This is a genomic window from Rhizomicrobium electricum (assembly GCF_011762045.1).
Lineage (GTDB): Bacteria > Pseudomonadota > Alphaproteobacteria > Micropepsales > Micropepsaceae > Rhizomicrobium > Rhizomicrobium electricum.
This window is the reverse complement of record NZ_JAASQS010000001.1, coordinates 344,134-366,843: the sequence shown is the minus strand read 5'-3', so window position 1 is coordinate 366,843 and position 22,710 is coordinate 344,134. Positions and strand designations below refer to the sequence as shown.

General features: G+C 62.1%; 14 protein-coding genes. 11 read left to right on the top strand and 3 right to left on the bottom strand.

The features are described 5' to 3' along the window. The first annotated feature begins 5 nt into the window (after positions 1–5). The 7 genes from FHS84_RS01535 to FHS84_RS01505 all read left to right on the top strand — a co-directional run bounded on the left by FHS84_RS01535 (position 6) and on the right by FHS84_RS01505 (position 10,304). Positions 6–1,073 (top strand): glycosyltransferase family 4 protein, encoded by a 1,068-nt coding sequence (locus FHS84_RS01535; protein ID WP_166929584.1) that lies wholly within the window; start codon positions 6–8, stop codon positions 1,071–1,073. 199 nt (positions 1,074–1,272) lie between these two features. Further along, positions 1,273–1,803, top strand: coding sequence for a hypothetical protein (locus tag FHS84_RS01530; protein ID WP_166929581.1), 531 nt, complete (start codon positions 1,273–1,275; stop codon positions 1,801–1,803). A gap of 135 nt (positions 1,804–1,938) precedes the next feature. Further along, a complete protein-coding gene (locus FHS84_RS01525; RefSeq protein WP_166929578.1) occupies positions 1,939–2,532 on the top strand; it encodes a sigma-70 family RNA polymerase sigma factor in 594 nt (197 codons plus the stop codon). Beyond that, positions 2,507–3,484, top strand: a complete 978-nt coding sequence (locus tag FHS84_RS01520; RefSeq protein ID WP_166929575.1) for a FecR family protein — start codon at positions 2,507–2,509, stop codon at positions 3,482–3,484. The genes FHS84_RS01525 and FHS84_RS01520 overlap by 26 nt, the downstream gene beginning before the upstream one ends. Before the next feature lie 424 nt (positions 3,485–3,908). Beyond that, a complete protein-coding gene (locus FHS84_RS01515) occupies positions 3,909–7,217 on the top strand; it encodes a TonB-dependent receptor (protein WP_166929572.1) in 3,309 nt (1,102 codons plus the stop codon). A 109-nt stretch (positions 7,218–7,326) separates the two neighbouring features. Next, positions 7,327–9,555, top strand: a complete 2,229-nt coding sequence (locus tag FHS84_RS01510) for an autotransporter outer membrane beta-barrel domain-containing protein (protein WP_166929567.1) — start codon at positions 7,327–7,329, stop codon at positions 9,553–9,555. A 92-nt stretch (positions 9,556–9,647) separates the two neighbouring features. Next, positions 9,648–10,304 (top strand): hypothetical protein, encoded by a 657-nt coding sequence (locus FHS84_RS01505; RefSeq protein ID WP_166929565.1) that lies wholly within the window; start codon positions 9,648–9,650, stop codon positions 10,302–10,304. 4 nt (positions 10,305–10,308) lie between these two features. Here FHS84_RS01505 and FHS84_RS01500 read toward each other — a convergent pair whose 3' ends face one another. Continuing rightward, complete coding sequence (locus FHS84_RS01500; protein WP_166929561.1) at positions 10,309–10,578, bottom strand: response regulator transcription factor; 270 nt, start codon at positions 10,576–10,578, stop codon at positions 10,309–10,311. 303 nt (positions 10,579–10,881) lie between these two features. On the opposite strand from FHS84_RS01500, the gene FHS84_RS01495 reads away from it, so the two are divergent. Both FHS84_RS01495 and FHS84_RS01490 read left to right on the top strand, forming a co-directional pair. Beyond that, on the top strand, positions 10,882–12,213 hold the full coding sequence (locus tag FHS84_RS01495; protein WP_166929558.1) for a GntT/GntP/DsdX family permease: 1,332 nt from the start codon (positions 10,882–10,884) through the stop codon (positions 12,211–12,213). Between the two features lie 348 nt (positions 12,214–12,561). Further along, a complete protein-coding gene (locus FHS84_RS01490) occupies positions 12,562–13,482 on the top strand; it encodes an SDR family oxidoreductase (RefSeq protein ID WP_166929556.1) in 921 nt (306 codons plus the stop codon). Between the two features lie 12 nt (positions 13,483–13,494). Here the strand turns inward: FHS84_RS01490 and FHS84_RS01485 are convergent, their stop codons facing one another. Beyond that, entirely contained in the window at positions 13,495–14,025 is a 531-nt protein-coding gene (locus tag FHS84_RS01485; protein ID WP_208393632.1) for a gluconokinase, GntK/IdnK-type, read from the bottom strand. A gap of 160 nt (positions 14,026–14,185) precedes the next feature. Here FHS84_RS01485 and FHS84_RS01480 point away from each other — a divergent pair, with 160 nt between their 5' ends. Together FHS84_RS01480 and FHS84_RS01475 are read left to right on the top strand one after the other, a co-directional pair. Continuing rightward, on the top strand, positions 14,186–17,140 hold the full coding sequence (locus FHS84_RS01480; RefSeq protein WP_166929553.1) for a TonB-dependent receptor domain-containing protein: 2,955 nt from the start codon (positions 14,186–14,188) through the stop codon (positions 17,138–17,140). Positions 17,141–17,147: 7 nt separating this feature from the next. Next, on the top strand, positions 17,148–20,168 hold the full coding sequence (locus FHS84_RS01475) for a glycosyl hydrolase family 28-related protein (protein WP_166929552.1): 3,021 nt from the start codon (positions 17,148–17,150) through the stop codon (positions 20,166–20,168). A gap of 4 nt (positions 20,169–20,172) precedes the next feature. Here FHS84_RS01475 and FHS84_RS01470 read toward each other — a convergent pair whose 3' ends face one another. Further along, entirely contained in the window at positions 20,173–22,677 is a 2,505-nt protein-coding gene (locus FHS84_RS01470; RefSeq protein WP_166929550.1) for a carbohydrate binding domain-containing protein, read from the bottom strand. Between the last annotated feature and the right edge of the window lie 33 nt (positions 22,678–22,710).

Here is a 22,710-nt window from a genome sequence, read left to right as displayed (position 1 = left end):
GGAATATGCTCGCAATCACCGCGATTGCGATCATCGTTAGCACTGCGATTTGCTGGCGTGCTGCGGGGATCGGACGTGTGCTTGGCGTGCTGGACCGTCCAGACAACACGCGCAAGCTCCATCGCCGGGTGACACCGCAGATTGGCGGTGTTGCCGTTCTTTCTGGCTTCATGCTGTGGCTGGCGATCGGAACCGCCTTTGGCTTTGGCGATTCCGAGTTCGTGACCACTGTCCTGCTGTGCGGCTCGGGCGTCGCATTGGTCGGCTTTACCGACGACCAAAACGGAACGACGCCTCTGGCCCGTTTGGCATTCCTTGTTGTGTTCATGCTGCTGGCTTTCGCCCTCGATCCCAGTCTGTTGGTCCCGAGGATCAATTCCATGCTGTTCGTGGATGTGGATCTGCCCGTCGTGATCTACAGCGCCTTGGTCGTGATCGCGGCACTTGGGATCGTGAATTCCGTAAACATGGCGGACGGCCAAGACGGCATTGCCGGCGGCATGTTCGCGATCTGGACGGCGTGTCTGGCCTATTCGACGACCGGGTCTAGCCGCTCGATAGCGGCCGTCTTGCACGTGCTCTGTCTGGTGTTCCTGGTGTTCAATCTGAAGCCCAGGGGCAAGGTGTTTCTCGGTGACTGCGGCTCGTACGGGATCACATTTGTCATCGGCTTGCTGGTGATCCTCGCACACGCCGGCGACCAGGTGCAGATTGAGACCGTCATCGTTTGGTTCTTCATTCCGGTGATCGATTGCCTGCGAGTGGTGATCGAGCGGATGCGGCGGGGACGTTCGCCATTTCTTCCGGATCGCGATCATTTCCATCACCGGCTCGAGGATCGGGTCGGGAAGACCTGGGGGCTGGTCGTCTATCTCGGCTCGGTTGGGATAACCTCGTTGGTCTCCACCATCGCGCCGCATTGGGCTCCGCTGTGCTTGTGCATTCTGTCGGGGTTCTATTTCGGAACAGCGGGAAAGCGCGCGAAGGAAGCCGTCGCGCCCGTCCTCCAGCGCGCCGATCTGCGGTCGGGCAATGTCATCTCGATCGCGAACGACCGCGGCCGGGTGGCCTGATACCGGTCTCTGACATACGCAACGCTGGCGCTGCATAGGGAAAGCGAACTTTCAACCGTCTCCTGAAACGACAGGAGCGGCCCGGGCCGTTCGGGTTGCGATTGCGGCGTGCAAACATCGTCCCTCACAACACGGCGGGTTGCGCTGCGGGTAGTTGCGGATCACGGCGCTTATGCACGGCACCCCCACACGTTTCGGCATGCGAATATCGCACGACGGCTGCGACCCGCTGCTGGCGGGCCTGGTAATTGATGCTGCCGGCCATCCGATGGTGCCGAGCCGCCGGACGGCATCGGGCCGCGCGCGCTATTATGTCAGTGTGGTGTCATCGCCTGATGGTTCGGAACGTGCGCGGATTCCGGCCGCGCGTCTCGACCGCCGCGTCGTCGGTCTGCTCAAGCGCGTCGGACTGCTTGGCGAGGACTGGCGACAAGGCGATCTTGAGGCGGTCCTGCATCGCGTCGTTGTCTCACCGGATGCGGTGGAGCTGCAGATCGGCATTCGTGCCTGCCTGGCGGTTTGGCGCCAGAGTTACCCCGATTTCGGCCGGGTGACGATCGCGCGGGTGCAAGGGGCCATGATGGGCCGGTTGACGGTGGACGAGGAACTTGCCGAAGTGGGTTCGAAGTTGTCCCTGACGACGCCGCGTCATTCCCGCAACCGTTGTGCCGTCGGCCGTCATGCGCGACTGATGGACATGGGAGAGGTCAATCCGACGACGGCGTATTAAATAGCTGACGTACGACTGTGCGGTTTCCCTACAAAATTGTTGGCGGAAACCGAGAGAAGGCACAGTGGTGCGGGAAACGGCGGGAGGCGGCAGAGTGCGCCTTGCAAATGGGCAAACGCGTGCTTTCCTAACGCCATGTCTGACGATCTTCGCGAGCGCGGGCGATGGCTAGCCCGGAACGTTCTGCCGCACGAGGCCTTGGTGCGCGCCAAATTGAGCGCGATCTCGGTTTACGGCCTCGATGTTGAAGACGTGATCCAGGAAATGTATGCACGCATTCTGTCGGTGCCGTCTCTGGATACCATCCGTTATCCACGCCAGTACGCAGTCCAGACGGCAAAATCGATTGTGATCGACCACGTGCGGCATTCGCGCGTCATTTCGATCACATCGAGCGGCAGCCTGGATGCCCTCGATACGCCGGTTCAGGAGGCGAATACCGAGGAACGCCTTGAATTTCAGGGTGAAATTCTCGCGGTGGCGGACGCGCTGGCGCAGCTCCCCGAGCTCTCGCGGGAGGTCCTGATCCTGCGGCGAATGGAGGGCTTGTCGCAGAAGGAAGTCGCCGAACGCCTTAAAATTAGCGAAAAGACTGTCGAAAAATACATGTCTAACGGGGTGCGGCTGCTCATAAAGATATTCGGTCGAGGAGGGAAATCCCGGTCACAAACGTCATTTAAGTCAGGTGAAGTGTGTATCGACGATGGCGACAGTAAATCACGAGATTGATCGGCAGGCAGCCGACTGGGCGGTAAGGCGGGACTTGGGAGAGTTGTCTCCCGAGGCTCAAGCCGAGTTCGACGCTTGGCTGGCGGCCGATATTCGTCATCTCGGCGCTTACGGCCGGGCGGAAGCCGTGCTGGGGCGCCTCGATCGCGTTCATAGCGGCGCCATCGAGCAGGTGCGCGCCTATAAGCCGGCGCCGCTGTGGGCGCGTCGGCGCGTGGTTATGACCGGCAGTATCGCGGCGGGCCTTGCCGCTTTCGGTGTGTTTGGCACCGCTATCTGGGAGGCGGGGCGCGAGCAGGTGTACGCCACCGGGCTTGGCCAGGTGCGTGAAATTCCGCTGGCGGATGGTTCGCTGGTCGTCCTCAACACCAATTCGAAAGTAAAGGTGCGCTTCACGCCGGAGCGGCGCGAGATTCACTTGGTCCAAGGCGAAGCGCTGTTCGATGTCGCCAAGAACAAGAAGCGCCCGTTTGTTGTGATGGCGGGCGATATGCAAGTGCGAGCCGTCGGCACGGCTTTCACCGTGTCGATGCTGCCTCAGCGCCCCATCCAAGTTCTGGTCAAAGAGGGGGTGGTCGAACTGAAACGTAGCGGGCCGGCCAAGGGGCCGCCAGTGAGGGTTAAGGCGTATACGCAGGCCATTGCACCTGCTGACGCTCCGATTGTGGCGGCGGGAGTTGCTCAATCCAAGCTTGAGCGCACTTTGGCCTGGCAGTTCGGCCGGCTCGCGTTCGACAATGAGACACTCCAGGATGCGGTCGGCGAATTCGCACGCTATAGTGATGTTCGGATCGTGGTCGATCCGGCCGTGGCAAAACGTACCGTTACGGGCTTGTTCGTATCCAACGATCCCATCGGATTTGCCAAAGCTGCCGCGGCAGTTCTCAATCTGCACGTCCAAGTAAGCGAGCGGGAAGTAAAGCTTTCTGGCAAACCGGATGGGGCCCCATAGGGAAATCGAAAAATCGTCCGTCAACTGTTCGAGTGACAGGAGAGGGCGCACATCACCCGAGGGGTTACAACAAAATGGGTGGGGCGTGAGAACCACAGTTGTTCGTGCTGCGGTCTGCGGAACGATAACTGTAGCAGGGATGTTCTTAGGCTCACCGGCCGTCGCGCAGGTTCGCCAGTTCGATGTTCCGTCTGAAGACGCCGGAAGATCGATACCCGAACTTGCTCGTCAAGCTGGGATACAGGTTGTTGCGCCTGGCGAACAGCTTCACGGCGTCATTACCCCCGAAGTTAAGGGTACTTTCGATGTAATTGCCGCCCTCAATCTGATGCTCAAGGGGACTGGTCTTACTGCCAGTCGCTCGGCTGACGGGATCGTGACGATCTTGCCGCCGGAACCAAGAGGTCATGAGGAGCGGGAAGGTATGTTGAAAGAACAGAAGACGGCAGTCTCGGTACTGGCATTGCTCGTCAGCGGCGCGTTGTACGGGGGGCCGGCAAGCGCGCAAGCCGATGCGCAGATGGAAACGGTCGTCGTCACCGGACAGCGCGCGGCCATCGAGTCCGCCATCCAGTTGAAGGCGAAGGCCGAAGAAATCATCGACAGCGTTTCGGCGGAAGACGTCGGCAAGCTGCCGGACAACTCCGTCACGGAAGTGCTGCAGCGCGTTCCGGGCGTGAACATCACCCGCATCCAGACGGGCGGCACTTCCGAAAACTACGTCGGTGAAGGCACGGGCATCACCATCCGCGGTCTCGACAGCGTCGTCAGCCAGCTCAACGGCCGCGATGCGTTCAGCTCGGCCAACGGCCGCAGCCTGGCGTGGGAAGACATCCCGCCCGAATTGGCCCAGGGCGTCGACGTTTATAAGTCGCTTTCCTCTTGGATGCCGGAAGGTGGCTTCGGCGGTGTCATCAATCTCCGCACCCGCCAGCCGTTCGATTTCGACGGGCTTACGATCAACGCTTCGGTGAACGGCAACTATGCCGACTATGCCGGTGCCGCGCGCTTCGGTGGTGTCGCTCTCATCAGCGACCGCTGGCAGACCAAGATCGGCGAGATCGGCCTGCTGCTGAACGTTGCCTATTCCGACCTCAAGACCAAGGCCGATGGCGTGCAGGTTTCCCCGTACGTTCCCGTTGTGTGGTCGCCCAATTATCCGACGGCACAGGGCATGCCGTATGTCAGCTCCTATAGCCTGTCGAGCGACAACCCCGATCCGACGGCTTGTTCCGGCGCCGCCGGCTTCACCTGTCAGGAAGTCTATGTTCCGCAGGCGATCAATTACACGCAGCGCAACGACGACCGCCAGCGCACTGGTCTCTATGCGGCATTGCAGTGGAATCCGAACGAGCGCCTGTCGCTGTTCGCGACCGCCTTCCGTTCACGCTACAACGAAAACACGCTGTCCCGTTCGATCTCGAACACGGTGTCGGGTTATGTGGCCTTGGCTCCGGACAGCACCAACACGTTCGACAAGAACGGCAACCTGATCTCGTCGGTCGGCGGCCTGACGTCGTTCGCCTATCAGGATCCGAGCGCCGCAACGTACTTCGGCGTCAACTCGGGTTGGACCTATCAGAAAATTCCCTACCAGTTCGATTCGAACCTGAGCCATCAGGTGAACCAGACGACCGACATTTCGGTCGGCGGCGAATTCGATCCCAACGACAACGTCGCGATCAAATTCGCGGCACAGCACGTCGAGTCCTTCGCCCGCAATACCGGCAAGTGGGCCGACCTTTATGCCTTCATTCCGGGTTACGGCGTGACGCTCAGCCGATACGGTGAAGAAGCGGCACCGGTTCTGTCGTTCCCCTCCATCGATCTGACCAACCCCTATCGCTTCGGTTGGAACAACACGATGGATCACAACACGGCCAATGCCGGCCAGGAGAACGCGATCTATCTCGATGGCAGCTGGAAGGTGAGTGACACCGGCTTCCTGCGTGCCCTCAAGTTCGGCGTGAAGGTCACTGACCGCACCGAAAACGATTGGGAAACGCCTTATAATTGGAAGGCGCTGACCCCGTCCTATCAGAGCGCTTGGGTCCAGGTTAATGCCGCGGGCACCGAGCAATACGACTCGTCGGGGCGGGTGATCGAGTGCTTTGTGCAGTCGCCGACCTGCGCCTCAAAGAACATCGCTGCGGTGCACGCCGTCAACACCGCCGGCAGTGCGGATCCGAGCTTCTCGTCTCTGGTCGACACCGGCACATGGTATAACGGCAAGGCCGGGCTGCCGGCGCAGGCATGGTTCCCGTCGCTGAATCTGCTCAGCCAGGACTTCACCACCATCCATTCCTATTCCAAGGGATTGGGTGCGCCCGGTGATGCGGTGACGGCGGTTTCCTTCGCGCCCGAGGACCAGAGCCGGCTCAAGGAGACGATGTTTGCGGCTTATGCGCAGGCCAATTTCGCGTACGACCGCCTGGGCCCGCAGATTTCCGGCAACATCGGCATGCGCGTGGTGGCCTACAAGGACAAGGCGAGCGGCGCGTTCGTCAATCCGTACTACACCAACCCGATCAGCCTGATGTCTCCGACGGGATATCCGAGCTGCGCCGAGCTGGCTCCTGCCGGAAGCGGCAATTATCCCGCAGAGTGCATCAGCCACGGCGGCTATGTGGCGAATACGATTACTTTCACGGCGGACAAGACCTACGTGAAGAGTTCCGGCAGCCATTCTCAGGTTGACGCGCTGCCTTCGCTCAATATCCAGGTCGTGCCGATGCCCGACAACCTGCCGGGTCTGAAGGTTCGTTTGGCGGCGTCGCAGGGCGTTTCGCGTCCGAGCTTCGCCCAGTTGAATCCCAAGGGTTCGGCTTCCGGCAACTACGTCGGCACCTATCAATCCTACTTCAACGGCAGCGTGGGTAACCCCTGGCTGAAGCCCGAGAAGGCGGAACAGTTCGACGCCTCGATCGAGTACTATTTCGACCACAGCGGCATGGTCCACGTCTCGCCGTTCTACAAGCAGATCCACAACTACATTGCGCAGGGTTCCTCGCAGATCAGCACCACCATCAACACCAAGGTCGCCGGCGGCACGCTGAGCCAGGGCAACATGGGCTGCACAGTGACTACACCTGCGTCCAACATGATCGGCGAGCTCTGCCCGCAGACCGTGCCGGTGACGATGGTTACATGGGTCAATGAAAAGCAGAACGCGATCGTCAGAGGCTTCGAGGTCGGTTTGACCAAATATGCCGACTTCCTGCCGGATCCGATCAACAGCTTTGGCGTCGACTTCAACTACACCTACATTTCCAGCTCGCAGCCGGGCGCCCTCGCTTACGACATGAAGGGCAACCGCATTAACGGGCTGCCGATGGTCGGTCTGTCGAAGAACACGATCAATGCAACTCTGATGTACGACCGTCGTCCGGTGTCGATCCGCCTTGCTTATAACTGGCGCGACGACTTCCTGGTCACCTCGGCCGCCTACCAGACCACGAACACCTACAACTATGCGCTCAACCAATCCTCGGCGGGCGGCGTCCCGCAGGGTTCCGTCGTCCATTACTCCCTCCCGGTATTCCAGTATCCGATGGGCACGCTCGACGCGAACCTGGCGCTGACGCTGACCGACAATATCGAATGGACGCTGCAGGCATCGAACCTGACGAAGACCGTCGCCCGCTTGTACATGGGCGTCGGCAATCATCGGGAAAACCGCAGCTGGTACACAGCCGATACGCGGTACACGTCGCAACTGCGCGTGAAATTCTAAAGACCGGATCGTTGGTGCCGAGGATGTGTGCGCACCCCGGCACCGGCGGCGGTCTAGGAAACGGACGCACAATGAAGCGGCTTTAAGCCGCCGAGTTTGGGAGAAACAGATGTTCAAGGTCCACAAGAGTGACCTCCGCAGCGAGCTTCGCTCGGCTGTCAGCGCGTTGGCGATCGCCGCGGGCGCCTTCGCTGCCGCGGGCAGCGCCAATGCAGATCCGGTCCTGCTCAATTCGTCCAGCGGGACGTATAGCTTGTTTTCCAGCACCGATACCGCCATCGAGCTGGTGTCTGGCACGACCGCTTATTACGTCAAAAACAACGTCACTTGGGCGCCGCCTGCCAACACCTTGAAGCTGGGTGCCGGCGATCCGGCCCACGACGGCAGCAATGCCGGCATTTCGACCACCGGCTCCTGCGTTTTTAATTGGGACTGCGGCAACGCCCATGCCCCGACCATCACGGTCGATAGCGGTGCGACGCTGACGTTTGCCGGCCGGACGACCGTCAATCAGTCCTGGTATTTCGGTAACGTCGAATTGCAATCGGCGCTGGTCTCGAAGGGCGATCTCGTATTCGAATTTCCCGGCCCGACCCAGTCCTGGGGTAATCCGCTGGTGGCGTTCCTCGGTACCAACCAGTTCCTCGGGAATATGACCCTTCAGAACCAAGCTTATGTCGAGTTGGGTTATAGCTGGTCGAAGGCGGCCTCGGCGTTCGGCCCGAACACCAATATCAGTCTGGCGGCGAATTCGAGGCTCGACATTTATCAGCTGGAATCCTCGCCGCTCGTGATGGGCGGGACGATCAGCGGCACCGGTACTTTGAACCTCTATACCGGCACGCTGGTAATCAACGGCGCCAACACAGGAGCCAATCCGTTTGCCGGCTCGCTCGTGGTTTCGGCCGCGCAGACCTTGGTGGTCGGCGATGCCTCTCACAGCGGTGCGATCTTGGGCGATCCGACCCATGCAACTGCGACCACACTGGCCCTCACAGGCTCGACCTCGGGCGGGCCGATCCTGCGCGGTTTCGGCACGATCGATATGCTCGTTGCCAACTCTGCCGCGGTCGTCCAGCCGGGCTACGGTTCTAGCAAGCTCGGCAACCTGACGGTGGCCGCGTACACGCAGGACAATACGGGCACGCTCAAAGTCGAAGTGAGCCCGGATGCGGTTTCCGGCTTGCATGTCCTGGGTAACGCAACTCTCGGCGGCACGCTCAACGTCACGATCGACGCCGGCAATTACGCCACCCAGATCTACAACATCGTCCAGGTCGACGGCACCATGTCCGGCGATTTCAAGTCGATCACCACCTCGAGCGCCGTGCAGGGCGCCATCGCCGCGGTGACGCGGACGGATCACGGCTATCAGGTCGTGACCCAGGTGGTGCAGGGCAAGGCCGCGACCGCTCCGATCGTGGTCGGGCATCTGGTCGACGTCAACCGGCTCAACAACGCCTACTTCATCGGGTCGTTGTACGACCGGATCAACGTCGACTCGCCGCGCGGCGACCAGCAGATCGGCCGCAACAAGTACGTCTGGGTCGAAGGCTTCGGCCGTCAGTCCAGCGTGTCGCGCAACGACGTCGGCTATCATGCGACGACGGCCGGCTTCACGGCCGGTGCCGAGTATCGCACCGAGTCCAATAAGGTTGTCGGTGTTGCCGTCTCCTATTCGAGCGGCGACATGAAGGCCAAGGGCGCGAGCACCGCCTCGATGGATGCGTGGACGGTTGCGGCTTACGGCGGCGCCGACGTGCAGTATTTCCGCCTCGACGGCGCGTTGTTCTACAACGGCTACAGCACCGATGCCGAGCGTGCGTTCGGTACGCCGGGTACGGCTAAGACGAGCCCGTCCGGCTACGCCTGGGGCGGTTCGCTGCAGGTCAGCCTGCCGCTGTTCCGCGGTCTTGTGACTCCGTATCTGCGCGGCGCTCTCTCGCGTCAGCATCTCGACGCCTCGGTTGAAACGGGCTCGCCGCTGCTGAACCTTCGCTACAACGCGATCAACGGCAATTATTTCGTCGGCGATCTCGGCTTCCGCATCGATCCGCTGCGGTCGCATCCGGAAAGCAAGACCAAGCTGTTCGTCACCCTCGCTCTCGAGCACGACTTCTCGGCGCTGGGCGAGAAGGTGGTGGGCACGTTCCCGGTCGACAACGGCCAGGCTTGGAGTTCCTACTGGCGCGGCGATTCCGAGAACACGGGCGTTGTCGGTATCGATGTGGCGCGTCAGATCACCGACAAGCTGGAAATCGCGGGTCGCGTCAACGGCCGGTTCTCGCTGTTCCAGACGTCCGGCGAACTGGCGCTGAACGCGAAGTACCGCTTCTGATAGTCTGTCCGGTAACAGACAGACGGGTCTTACTATCGGGGCGGCGGTTGCCGCCCCGATTCATATCAAGCCGACGCAGCAAGGGGGACGCCATGCAGACGAGACGTTCGATTGTGATTTCCGGGCTGGCGGTGCTGGCGGCGGGCGGCATCGCCCACGCAGAGGACGACAGCGATCTGCCGAAAGCCACGGTGGTCAAGGGCAAGCCGCCCTATCTCGATTTCAGCGATGGCGTGAAAGTGCCGTGCACCAAAGGGGCGTTCCTGACCTTGTGGGAGGGGCCGGGCTATTGGCTCACCTTCGGGTTCGGTTCCGCCGGTGTTGCCGACGTTGCCCAGAGCCGCGCCGTATATCACGCCGAAGGCGCGATGCGGTACCTGCTCCTGACGCTCGCCTTTGCACCCGATCGGTTGGAGTCGGTCGAAGGACATGGCTGGCGCCAGAAGGTCGAGAAACCGGAAAACTACGTGATGGGCGATCTCGCCTTGCCCGGCCGTCCCTCGCGGGCGCTTGACGACCTCTTCCTCGGTCGCGGCAGTGCCAATGCGTCGCCGTTCTGGGGGCAGCCCGATGTCGGCGGCATGGTTGCGACGGTACCGGGCGGGCCCGGCGGTCCCGATGTTTCGGCCTCCGGCATGATGCCCTCGATGACCGCGATGAGCGTCAACGCATTCTGTTGCTACGTGGTGCGGAAGAAGGATCTCAGCCTCGCCGACGTCCGCCAGCGCGCCAAGATCCTGAAGATCTGAAGCCTCAACCGGCCAGCCGTTCCATTGCCATCCGGTCCATTGATTGCGCCGCCAGCGCGACCTGGGTGCGGTTGCGGACGTTGAGTTTGCGCATCAGCGCCGTCATATGCGCTTTGACGGTGGCCTCGGCGATGCCGAGGTCGAAGGCGATCTGCTTGTTGAGTCGCCCCGACTGAACCCCTTTGAGGATTTTCAGTTGCATTGGCGTCAGGCGGGTTGCGCTCTCGCCGCTAGGCGCCTGCGGCGCCAGATACCCGTCCGTATATCCGTCCATGGCCATCTCCCGTTTGCGCCCGTGTCTCCATGGCCTTTAATGTTGACAGGAACGCTCGAAAATTAGCGTCGGCCTTGCGACGGGCTGTCACAGGTTCACCCTAACCGAATTGGTCGGACAGATTCAAGCGGATGGTCACGTCGTCTTCGTATAAATCAAGCAATATGTTGGATTTACTCATCATTATCTGTCATACAGCATTTTCGAAAAGCCGGGAACAAGGCTGCGAGCAATGGGAGAAAGCCGAGGAGGGCTGAAGATGACTGAGCGCAATGCTGTGTTGTTCCGGGGCGCCGTAAAGGCATGATCGCCGCCGACGGCCGAATCGCCTTAGCGGCGGTTCTCGGCATCGCTCTGTCGATCCTGTTGATCGTGCGCGGCCGTCTGCATCCGTTCGTGGCGCTGTTGTGTGGTGCCTTCGTGATCGGCCCGCTCGGGGGGCTCAGTCTCGCCGACACCGCCAAGGCGGTCCAGAAGGGGGCCGGCGACGTCCTCGGCAGCATCGGGCTCATCGTGGCGCTGGGTTTGGCGCTCGGCACCATGCTCCAGCTGTCGAACGGGGCCTCGAGGCTGGCGCGGGTGATGATCGGTCGGGCCGATACGCCGCGGGCGCCTTGGATGAGTCTGGCGGTTGCGCTGGTGATCGGCCTGCCGCTGTTCTTCGAGACCGGGCTTGTTTTGATTCTGCCTATCATTGCCAGCGCCGCCGCGGCGGATGTGCGGCCTCAGCGCATGCTGCAATTGATGCTCTCGGCATTGGCAGGCCTTTCCGTTGTGCATGCCCTGGTGCCGCCCCATCCGGGGCCCCTGCTGGCGGTGGCGACCCTGAATGCCGATCTCGGCCGCACAATCCTCTACGGCGTGCTGGTGGCGGTGCCGACCGCGATCCTGTCCGGTCCATTACTGGCTAGGCTGACGACCCGCGGGCTCGTCCCCGCGTCTCCTTTGCCCGTGGAGATGGCCAGCGGGGAAGGGGTGGCGGTCTGGCGCGCCCTGATCGTCGTGCTGCTGCCGGTGGTCCTGATCGCGGCCGGGCAGGTCGAAGCCGTCCTGCCGCCGGCCCTGGCACCCCATTTTGCCTGGCTGGCGGTCGCCAGCAACCCGGTGCTGGCCCTGTTGATCGCCTGTCTGGCCGCCTTGCCCCTTCTATTCGGCCCGCGCATGCGACAGCCTGCCACCCAGGACGCGATCTGGCTCGAGGCTGTGAAGCCGGCGGGAGGCATCCTTCTGGCGATCGGAGCGGGCGGCGCACTGAAGCAGGTCCTGGTCAGCGCCGGCCTTTCGGAGTTGCTGGCGCACGCTGCCGCTGTCGGTACGCTGTCGCCGATCATCCTGGCATGGTTAATAGCGGTCGCCATCCGGCTTGCTACCGGCTCCGCGACAGTTGCGACCATCACCGCAGCCGGTGTGATGCCGGGCGTGGTGGCGGCCTCGGGTGTGGCGCCGGAATGTGTTGTTCTCGCCATCGGCGCCGGGTCGGTGTTTTTCAGCCACGTCAATGATCCCGGCTTTTGGCTGGTGAAAAGCTATTTGGGAACATCGACATCGGCCACGTTCCGCACTTGGTCGGTGCTTGAGACGTTCATCTCGGTGGTGGGATTGGGATTTGTTTTTCTGCTGAGTCGTTTCGTTTAGCGCTGCGCATCGCACCGGCTCTCGTTGCATTACGGCATCGATAGCTGGTCAATTTTTCAGCATTTGAATCATTGTGGATCTACACCGGCGGAATGACGCGCGTGCGATGCACATCTCTGCGACGTTCGTGCACGCGACGGAAAGAAAAGCGTCTCACTTGCAGTACTCTGCAATCGCCGAATGGCTTTTTCCTGCATTCGCCTAATTCATTCTCCAACGAACAAATTACGCACCGACGATCTCGGAGTGTGTCATTACGTTTGTACGTGGCAGACTGAAGCAGTACATCCATGTGCCTTGAGAGCCGCTATCGCCTTTACTAAATTCCGGCGCTTGGGGAGTGATCATATGCGAGCATTCATCGCTGGCGCCGGCGGCATGCTGGGCGAAGCGCTGCACAAAGTACTGAAGAGCAAGAACAAGCTTTTTTGTACCGATATCGATGTGAATGAGCCGTGGTTGAAGTACGGCGATTTTCGTGATTTCGGCGAATACGAGCGGATGGTGTCGGCGTTCAAGCCCGATATCCTGATGCATGTCGGCGCGTACACCGATCTGGAATACTGCGAACGGCATCCGGAAGAGACTTATCGAACCAACACGCTGTCGGTTGAGCACGCGGCGACGATCGCCAACGCGCACGGCATTCCGCTGGTCTATATCAGCACGGCCGGTATTTTCGACGGCAGCAAAGAGGTTTTCGACGACTGGGACAAACCCAATCCTCTCGGTGTCTACGCGCGCAGCAAATACCAGGGCGAACTCGTCGTGCAGACGCGCGTGGCGAAGCATTTCATTTTCCGCGCCGGGTGGATGATGGGCGGTGGTCCGGCGAAGGACAAGAAGTTCATCAATAAGCTGGTGAAGCAGCTGGAGACGGGCGTCGACAAGATCCATGTCGTGGACGATCTCTTCGGCACGCCGACCTACACCGTCGATTTTGCGCGCAACCTCGAAGCCATGATCAACACGCCGTATTATGGCCTCTACAACATGGTCTGCGGCGGCGAAACCAGCCGGCTCGAGGTGGCGCAGGAGCTCGTCAAGCTGCTGAACCTGGAGAACAAGGTTGCGGTCATTCCGGTCTCGTCGGGCTATTTCGCAACCGAGTATTTCGCGCCGCGGCCACCATCCGAGCGGTTGGTGAATTACCGGCTCAATTTGCGCGGCATGAATCTCATGCAGGATTGGCGCGCCGGTCTGAAGGACTATCTGGCCAATTACTTCACCGATCACGTCAAGAGCTTCGCGCCGGACTATCGTCCGTAAGCGCGCGCCGCTTCAACACTCCGCCAGCCATTTCAGCACGTCGTCGCGCAGCTCCGCTGGCGGCAGTGCGGCGTCGAGCGTGAGCACGTGCTCGTCCGGTCCGGGCAGTTCCAGGGTTTCGAGCTGGCTGGATAGAAGGCTCGCCGGCATGTAATGCCCGGTGCGGCTGGAAAGCCGGCGTGCCAGCACGTCGCGTTCGCCTTCGAGCAGCACGAAATTGACCGGCGCGGCTATGGTCTGGCGCAAGCGGTCGCGATAGATGCGCTTGAGCGCCGAGCAGGTTGCCAGCGCCACGCCATGCGTCTCGACGTTTGCGTTGACGGCGTGTCCGAGGCGGTCGAGCCAGGGCCAGCGGTCGTCGTCGGTCAGCGGCGATCCGGCCGCCATCTTGGCGATCGATTCCGGCATGTGGAACGCATCGCCTTCGAGGAAATCCAGGCCCATCGCCGCGGAAATTTCGCGGGCTAGCGTCGACTTCCCGCTGCCGCTCACGCCCATGATGATGATGGCCAACGGTGCGATGCCGCGTGATGAATCCGCCACGGTTCCCCAACGATCTGCTGATGTGGTGACCCAATATCGAGGTTTCTCCGCCGCGAGAAAACTACGACCTTGGTCGAGGATGTCTGCTTCGAAACTCCCGATATCATCAACATGGAGCGGCGGAACAGCCGTACAACATACAATTGGGGAGTGAAGATCAATGCGACAGAGCGGCCAACCCGTTGCGAACCGCCCTCGGCATCTTGCGCTGACAGCTTTGCTTGCGTCCGCCAGTCTCGTTGCGCTCGCGAATGCGTCCGCTGCTCAAACGCCCGGAACGGCGCAGCCCAGCGCCGAGATGGCCGAGACTGTCGTCGTCACCGGCACGCGCATTCAGGCGACCGGCTTCACCGCGCCGACGCCGACCACCATCGTCGGCACTGAGCAGATCGAAAAGAACGCGCAGCCCAACATCTATAACACCATCGCCCAGTTGCCGTCGCTCCAGGGCTCGTCCGGCACAAGCACGAATACTTTCTCCACTTCCAGCGGTCAGCAGGGCCTCTCCAATTTTTCGCTGCGCGGTCTCGGCACGATCCGAACCCTGACGTTGCTCGACGGCCAGCGCGTGGTCGGTGCCAATGTCACCGGCGTTCCCGACATCAGCCTGTTTCCTCAGCTTCTGGTCGAGCGCGTCGACGTCGTGACGGGCGGTGCGTCCGCGTCCTACGGCTCCGATGCCGTGGGCGGTGTGGTCAACTTCATCACCAACAAGCATTTCGAGGGCGTCAAAGCCAACGTCCAGGGCGGCATTTCCACCTACGGCGACGATGCGCAATATCTTCTCCAGGCGGCGGTGGGGCAGGCGTTTCTCGGCGGCAAGCTGCATGTCGAAGTGTCGGGCGAATACGATCATGAAGATGGCGTGCCGGCTGCCGGATTTGGCGAGAGCGCACCGAACGGGCGGCAGTGGTACCGGGCGACGACGCTGCTCGATCGCGGCCCGACCGTCAACGACGGCGGTCCCCGCTATCTCTATCGCGATCACGCCCAGGCCTATGCCTATTCGAAATACGGATTGATCAGCAAAGGTCCGCTGCAGGGAACGGCGTTCGACGTCAACGGCAATCCGTTCCCATTCGTTTACGGCTCCGGCGGAGTGCCCACCCACAATCCTAACGGCGATGTGACGGGCTGCATCAGCGGCTTCTGTGTCGGCGGCGACCGCTCCGGCGGCGTCGGCATCGGCGCGTCGCTGAAGTCGGGCATCAAGCGCCTCAACGGCTATACGAGGATCGGTTACGACCTCAATTCGGACAATGAGGTCTATGCCACCCTCAATTGGTCGCGGGTCACCACCAACAACCAGCCCAATCCCGGTGCCCAGAAGTCCAACATCTCGGTTTCGTGCGCCAATCCCTATCTGCCCGCTTCGGTCGCGGCGGCGTGTACGGCCAACAACATCACCGGCTTCAGTTTCGGTACCGACAACGCGATGCTGCCGAATATCCATGTCAACACGTCGCGCGGACAGATGCGTGCCGTGCTGGGCGCCGACGGCAAGTTCGATCTCGGCGGCACCAACTGGCGGTATGACACCTATTACGAACACGGCGAGGAACTCACCTGGATTCGCGTTCGCAACATGCTGCTGAACCCGCACTACAGCCAGGCAATCAACGCGACGATCTCAAATGGTCAGATCGTGTGCGCCGATCTCGTCGCCAGTGCGAACGGCTGCCAGCCGCTCAATATCTTCGGCGGTCGCACGCCGAGCCCGTCTACGCTCGCGTATCTCCAGCCGTCGAACGGCCCATTCCAGCATACCCATCAGGCGCAGGACGTGGTCAGCCTCAATATCAACGGCGAGCCGGTTTCGCTGTGGGCAGGGCCGGTGTCGGTGGCGTTCGGCGGCGAATACCGGCGTGAGTATTATCGCGTCGAGGCCGATCCCTACGGCAACGGTTCCGCCAATGGCACGCCGTATAACGACGCCTATCCGGCCGATCCGACGCTGTCGACCAACGGCTCGAACTGGTATGCCGGCAACTATCACAACGGCACCGGCATGTACGACGTGAAGGAAGCCTATGCCGAAGTGAACATGCCGTTCGTGGATACGCCGGAACTCGGCAAGGCGAACCTCAACGTCGCCGGACGCTGGACCGACTATTCGACCTCCGGCGTCGTCTGGACGTGGAAGATCGGCGCCACCTGGGATACGCCGCTCAACGGCGTCCGCCTCCGGGCCGTGACGTCGAACGACGTGCGCGCCCCGAATCTGTCGGAGCTTTTCGCGGCGCCTACGACCACTACGGTCCCCAGCTTCACCAATCCGTTCACCAATCCGCCGTCCAAGCTCACCATCTTCCAGAACACCATCGGCAACACGGCGCTCAAGCCAGAAATCGCGCGCAATATCGAGGCCGGCATCGTGCTGTCGCAGCCCGATTGGATGCCGGGCCTCAGCGTCTCGTTCGATTACTATCGCATCAAGCTCACCAAGGGCATTTCGAGCCTTTCCGCCGACCAGATCGTCAACTTCTGCCGGGGCGGCATCGCCCAGACCTGCGGTGCCTTCGATCTCACCGGCCCGACGCCGTATGTCAACGTGCAGCAGTTCAACCTGGCTTCGATCTTCACCGAAGGCTTCGACTACGAGGCCAGCTATCAGTTCGGCCTTGAGGATGTCGGGTTGCCGGGACGCTTCGTCGTGCACGGATTGGCCACCAACATCTCGAGTTTCGTCACTGATCCGGGCATTCCGGGGTCGGCTCCGGTGCAGAGCGCTGGCACCAACAGCGGTAACACGCCTCACTGGAAGCTGCTCTTGATCGAAAGCTGGGACACCGAGAAGTTCGGCATCATGCTGCAGCAGCGCTGGTTCTCCGACGGCGTCATCGGCCGCCAATACATCGAGTGCACCACCGGATGCCCGGCGACGAGCACCAATTTCCCTACGCTCGACAGAAACCACATGGCGGGCGCGTTCTATCTCGATGTCGGCGGTACCTACAACCTGACCGATCAGATGACCGCGTATTTCAAGATCGACAACCTCTTGGATCGCGATCCGGCGGCATCGCCGCAGACCAACACCGGTCTCGACGTCAATCCCGCGCTTTATGACTTGGTGGGCCGGGTGTACCGCATCGGCGTGCGCTTCAATCTGTGAGGGGACGATGCGGTTTCTCCGAGGCGCTCTGATCGCGTTCTTTTGCGCGGCCGTTCCGGCATTGGCTTCGACGTCCGTCTACCAGACGGCCCCGGCCGATCCGCGCGCGGTGACGGTCCAAGGCAAAGGCGACGGAGTTGCCGACGATACCGCAGCGATCCAGGCGGCGATCGACAAAGGCGAGAAGGGCGGCGGGGTCGTGTTCCTGCCGTCCGGCCGCTACCGCATCAGCCGCACGCTTCTGGTCTGGCCTGGCGTGCGCGTGTTCGGCGTCGGCGCCACGCGCCCCGTTCTGGTGCTGGGCGACAAGACGTCCGGCTTCCAGAAGGGCGTCTCCTATATGGTGGCGTTCGTCGGTGCGCCGCGCGGCGTGATCCCCCATGTGCCGTTCCCGCCGTCGGGCATCGTGCCGTTCGATCCGAAGATCGCCGACGCCCATTCCGCCACGTTCTACTCGGCCATGAGCAATGTCGACGTCGAGATCGGCGAGGGCAATCCGGCCGCCGCGGCGTTCCGCTTCCGTGTCGCTCAGCACGGCTTTCTGAGCCACATGGATCTGCACCTCGGCTCGGGTTTCGCCGGCATCTATCAGGCGAGCAATTTCATCCGCGACGTTCATTTTCACGGCGGCCGTTACGGCATCGTCAGCGAGAAGACATCGCCCGCCTGGCAGTTCACCGTGCTCGATTCCAGCTTCGAAGGCCAACGCAGCGCCGCCATCCGCGAGCACGAACTCGCACTGACCCTCGCCAATGTCGCGATCCGCAACGTGCCGGTCGGCATCGAGATCGACAAGGGCTACAGCGATTGGCTTTGGGGCAAGGATGTCCGCTTCGAGAGTGTGCGCGATGCGGGCGTGATCATCTCGAACGAGAACACCGTCTATACCCAGGTCGGTTTCGACAACGCGCTCGCTGCCGATACGCCGGTCTTTGCCAAGTTCCGCGACAGCGGCAAGACGGTCGCTGGGAGTGGCCGCGCCTATCGCGTCGCCGCCTTCAGCCACGGCGTGCACGTGCCCGATCTCGGCCGCATGGGCGCCATCAAGACAACATCCGACATCGCGCCGCTTGCCGCACTGCCGCCGGAACACGCACCTTTGGTCCGTCCGCTGCCGCCGGTGGCGGAGTGGTACAGCGTGCGGGATGGCGGTGCGGTCGGCGACGGCAAGGCGGACGATACCGCTGCGCTGCAGCGCGCCATCGACAGCCATCGTGTCGTCTATCTGCCGCTCGGGTTTTACCGCATCAGCGACACGCTGCGCCTGAAGCCGGATACGGTACTGGTGGCGCTGCATCCCAACCTGACCCAGATCATCCTGAACGATCAGACGCCGGCGTTTGCAGGCGTGGGGGCGCCCAAGGCGATGATTCAATCGGCCGAAGGCGGCGATGCGATCGTTTCCGGTTTCGGGCTCTATTCCGGCGGCATCAATCCGCGCGCCACGGCGATGCTGTGGATGGCGGGCGAAAATTCGCTGGTCGACGACATCAAGTTCCAGCTCGCGCTCGGCAACGACTTCACCGGCATGGCGCAATCGACCCCGTTCAACGCCGCGCAGACCGCCGCCCGCGTCAACACCAACCCGTTCCTCGATCCCAATCCGGCGCCGCGCTGGGATGGGCAGTATCCGAGTCTGTGGGTGACCAAAGGCGGCGGCGGCACCTTCGTCGGTTGCTGGACGCCGGATACCTATGCGGGCGCCGGGTTCTATATCTCCGACACCACCACGCCCGGTCATGCCTACGAGATGAGCGTGGAACATCATGTCCGCGCCGAGATCGTGCTCGAACGTGTCGCCAATTGGGAGTTCCTGGCGCCCCAGACCGAAGAGGAGTATCGCGAAAGCGGCAATGCCACCTCGTTCGAGATCCGCGATTCCCGCGATATCCTGATCGCGAATTACCACGCCTATCGCGTCACCCGTACGCTGGTCCCGGCACCCACCGCGGTCAGGCTTTACAACGCCCGCAACATCCGCTTCCGCAATGTGGCGGTGAATGCCGAAAGCGGCTTCACCTATTGCGATAATACGGACAAGGATTGCACCACCTACCTGCGCCCCAACAAGTTCCCCTATGAAAACGCCATCGAGGACCGCACGTCCGGCACGGTGGTGCGCGAGCGTCAGTTCGCGTCGCTCGACGTCACCGGCAAGCCGCCCGCAGCCGAGCCCGCTTCCGGTCCGCAGGTGAAGAAACTCGCCGACGGCTTTTTTGCGCTTGGCGGTGGCGCGGCGGATTCGAAAGGCCGGTTCTATTTCGTCGACCGCACGTTCCAGCGCATCTATCGCTGGTCGGACAAGGGGCTGGAGGTGGTCAGCGATCATCCTTTCGATGCGGTCAATGTCGCCGTCGATGCCTCCGATCGTCTCTTGGTGCAGTCGTCGGCCGGATTTTACGGCGCCGCCTTCAGTCTCGATCCCGATGCGCCCAATGCCGCGATCGTGCCGCTCGAGCCGACGGCGGTTTCACGCGCGAAAAAGCTGGCGCTGCCGACCAATTGGTGGGTGAACGGCGAATTCCGCGATCAATACGATCCGAAAACCGATCATTTCACCACGCTCGCCGAGTTGTTCGCGCGCGATGCCGCCAATGCGCCCGCCAAGCAGTACGTTTCGCCGGATGGCAGTCTGGCGCTGCCGGATTATCGTGTGGTGCATCAAGGCCCGCCCGACAATCGCGGCTGGCGTTTCTCGCACGCGCTCGACACTTACGGTTTCACGACCGCGGCGCCGGGATCGCGCGTCTTCCTCAGCAATTCGGCGGAAGGCAAGACTTACAGCGCCAAAGTGGGCAAATCCGGCGCGCTGACCGATCTCAAAGTCTTCGCCGACCGCGGCGGCGAATGCGTGGCGACGGATTCATCCGGTCGCGTCTATGTCGCCAACGGCCAGATCTTCGTTTATTCATCCGATGGCCGCGAGACCGGCCGCATCGACGTGCCCGACCGCCCGCTGCAACTCGTGTTCGCGGGACCGAGGCTCTACATCGTCACCCATCACGCGCTTTACGCGGTGACGCCGTGAGCACTCACTTCACCACGATTTCATACCACAGCGTGCGATAGCGTTCGCCGATTTCGACGGTCGCGCGTGCGCTGCCGGTCACGGGCAGCGGGGCCTTGCGGTTGCCGAGTTCGTCGAGCGCGAAGGCGGTCACGCGTGATGCCGCAACGGGCAGGGTGATGCGGGCCCCTAAGCCTTCCACCAACACCGGCGCCTGGCCCCAATTGCGGCCCACCGAAGTCCGCGAGGCATCGGTCCATTGCTGTCCGGTATTCTCTTCGCGCCCCAAGGCGGTGACGAGAATGCGGCCGGGCGAGGAAAAATCCGTACCCTGAACGACCGTCGCCGTCAGCACGCCCCAGTCGCCTTGCGCTTCGGTGAGTTCCAGTCCGACGCCGTGCGCGTCGTAGGCTTGGCCGAGCTTCGCGCCGATCAGGCCTTTGCTGCGGGCCGCATCGATTACCACGGTCTTGCCGCCGATCCCCCAGGTAAGCTCGCCGGTGTCGCTCTTGACCGGCCACGCGGGCGCCGGACCGCTGCCGGCAATCGCGCCGACCGAGCGCGCCAGCGCGGCGTCTTTCGGCATGCCGAAATTGGCACCGCTGGGCGGATAGGCCGACTGCCGCAGCGCTTCGATCCAGGCCGCACGATCGGGCAGGGTTGCATGGGTGGGAGCAGCCGCGGTCACGTCGCCCCGCCGCAGCATCGCCGCGGTCGCAATCAGGCTTGCCAGTTTGACCGGATTGGAGCGGCTGTCGAAGAAGCTGTCGATGTGATCGGTGTGCCAGTTGTTGTTCCAGCCGCCGAAATCGAACAGGAAGATGCCGTCCCAATCCTGCAAGGCGCCGTAAGCCGCGATCAGCGGCATCGTCTCGGCTTGGTAATCGTTGGGCGCCGGCGCGTTATATTCGGAGACGATGAACGGCTTGCCCGGCACGCGGCGCAGCGCCAGTTCCGCGATGGTGCCGCCATTTTCGACACCCGCCATAGGCACGTTCTTGATCCGCCAATTGTCCGGATCCCAAGGGCGGCCGGGGAAATGCGGATGCTGCCAATAGGAATGATCGTCGACGACATCGAGCATGCTCTGGATCGGCGCCGGGCTGTAGACCGCCTGAGAACCGACGATCGGCGGTTTGACGCCGAGATCTTCCTTCAGGAACCGCTGCATTTCGCGCCAGTAGCCCACTTCGGTGTCCCACAGGAAATTCAGCCAGTCGCGCTGCGCTGCGGGCGTGCGGCTGAAGCGGGACGCGTGCTCGCTGATCGCGATGGTGCCGCGGTCGAGGCTTTCGCCGGGCTTGAGGCCCGACGTACCGCCGGGGCGAAGGCTCGCTTCGGCGATTTCGAGCGTGCCGGTTTCGAAACCGAGCCCGCCCAACGTCAGCCGCGCGCCGGTCTCGCCGAATGTGGGAGAAAAGGTGACGCTCACTGTCTTCCATTCGGTGCCGACCTTGATGGTGTCGGACCACAGCCATTTCCAGGGCTCGTGGGTCTGCATCGCCTGCACGGCGAGGCTCATCGGGTGATCGGCCCTGAGCTTCAGCGTCAGGGTGTAGGGCTGATCGGCGATGAAATTGAGACCGCCCTGGTGCATCTGGACGTGCCAGTCTTCCTGCCCTTTGCTCTCCATCGTCATCGCCACGCCGGCCGCAGTAGTGGCGAGTTTAGCTTTGGCGCCGCCGAGCGTCTGCAGTTGCCAGCCGGAGGTGAACATCTCCTTGCCCAGCGGCTCGCTGCGCGCGCCCCAGGCTTTGCGAAGCGCCGCGTCGCTGCCGTAGCGCTGCTTGAGCCAGGCATTCCACTGGCGGGTGATTTCGCCGCGCAGCGGCTCGGTCATGCCGTCGAGTGCACCGGCGCCCCATTCGCGGATCAGGCCGTTCTCGTTGTTGATCTCGACGATGGCGACCGCCGGCTCTTCGCCGTAACGGGTTCCGGTGTAGGGATTGCGATGGCTGAGAAGATCGCGGGCATAGTCCTTCTGCAATTTCACCATTTGCGGGTAGAAGTGATCGACGCCCTTGAAATAGTTGTCGCCCCCCGGCCAGGTCGCAAATCCCGGATACGTGCGCCCGACATGCAGGTTGATGTCGACATAGACGCCTTGGCGTTTCAGCGCGGCAATGAAGTAGTCCAGCCGGTCCAGGTATTCGGGGTTGAAGGTGATGCGGTCATTTTCCAGAAGGCCGTTCGGCGCGTTGTGCGTGTCCATGTGATGCAGCCGCACGATATTGATGCCGAAACGGGCCATCCGGCGCGCGACGATATCGGCGTCCTCATGCGTCGGCGCATTCGCACCGAAAGTCACGTTGACGCCCAGCAGTTGCAGGCGTTTGCCGCCCGCCGTCAGATGTCCATTGGCGACGGTCACGAAGCCCTTGGCGCCCGCCGGCTTGTCGTTCCAGGCCGAAATGTCGGTGATGTTGCCGGTTCCGGCATCGTTCCAGGGCATGGTGAAGGGGAACAAATCGCCCGCCGCCGCCGAACCCGCCATCAAAACGACTGCCGCAACGGCTGCGCGAATGGACATGCATCACCTCCGGAAAACGGCGGACGATAGCGC

What these genes read in the sequence shown, in the direction of transcription:
- FHS84_RS01535 (WP_166929584.1), top strand. Translation starts at nt 6, where the DNA reads ATGCTCGCAATCACCGCGATTGCGATCATCGTTAGCACTGCGATTTGC.
- FHS84_RS01530 (WP_166929581.1), top strand. Translation starts at nt 1,273, where the DNA reads ATGCGAATATCGCACGACGGCTGCGACCCGCTGCTGGCGGGCCTGGTA.
- FHS84_RS01525 (WP_166929578.1), top strand. Translation starts at nt 1,939, where the DNA reads ATGTCTGACGATCTTCGCGAGCGCGGGCGATGGCTAGCCCGGAACGTT.
- FHS84_RS01520 (WP_166929575.1), top strand. Translation starts at nt 2,507, where the DNA reads ATGGCGACAGTAAATCACGAGATTGATCGGCAGGCAGCCGACTGGGCG.
- FHS84_RS01515 (WP_166929572.1), top strand. Translation starts at nt 3,909, where the DNA reads ATGTTGAAAGAACAGAAGACGGCAGTCTCGGTACTGGCATTGCTCGTC.
- FHS84_RS01510 (WP_166929567.1), top strand. Translation starts at nt 7,327, where the DNA reads ATGTTCAAGGTCCACAAGAGTGACCTCCGCAGCGAGCTTCGCTCGGCT.
- FHS84_RS01505 (WP_166929565.1), top strand. Translation starts at nt 9,648, where the DNA reads ATGCAGACGAGACGTTCGATTGTGATTTCCGGGCTGGCGGTGCTGGCG.
- FHS84_RS01500 (WP_166929561.1), bottom strand. Translation starts at nt 10,578, where the DNA reads ATGGACGGATATACGGACGGGTATCTGGCGCCGCAGGCGCCTAGCGGC.
- FHS84_RS01495 (WP_166929558.1), top strand. Translation starts at nt 10,882, where the DNA reads ATGATCGCCGCCGACGGCCGAATCGCCTTAGCGGCGGTTCTCGGCATC.
- FHS84_RS01490 (WP_166929556.1), top strand. Translation starts at nt 12,562, where the DNA reads ATGCGAGCATTCATCGCTGGCGCCGGCGGCATGCTGGGCGAAGCGCTG.
- FHS84_RS01480 (WP_166929553.1), top strand. Translation starts at nt 14,186, where the DNA reads ATGCGACAGAGCGGCCAACCCGTTGCGAACCGCCCTCGGCATCTTGCG.
- FHS84_RS01475 (WP_166929552.1), top strand. Translation starts at nt 17,148, where the DNA reads ATGCGGTTTCTCCGAGGCGCTCTGATCGCGTTCTTTTGCGCGGCCGTT.
- FHS84_RS01470 (WP_166929550.1), bottom strand. Translation starts at nt 22,677, where the DNA reads ATGTCCATTCGCGCAGCCGTTGCGGCAGTCGTTTTGATGGCGGGTTCG.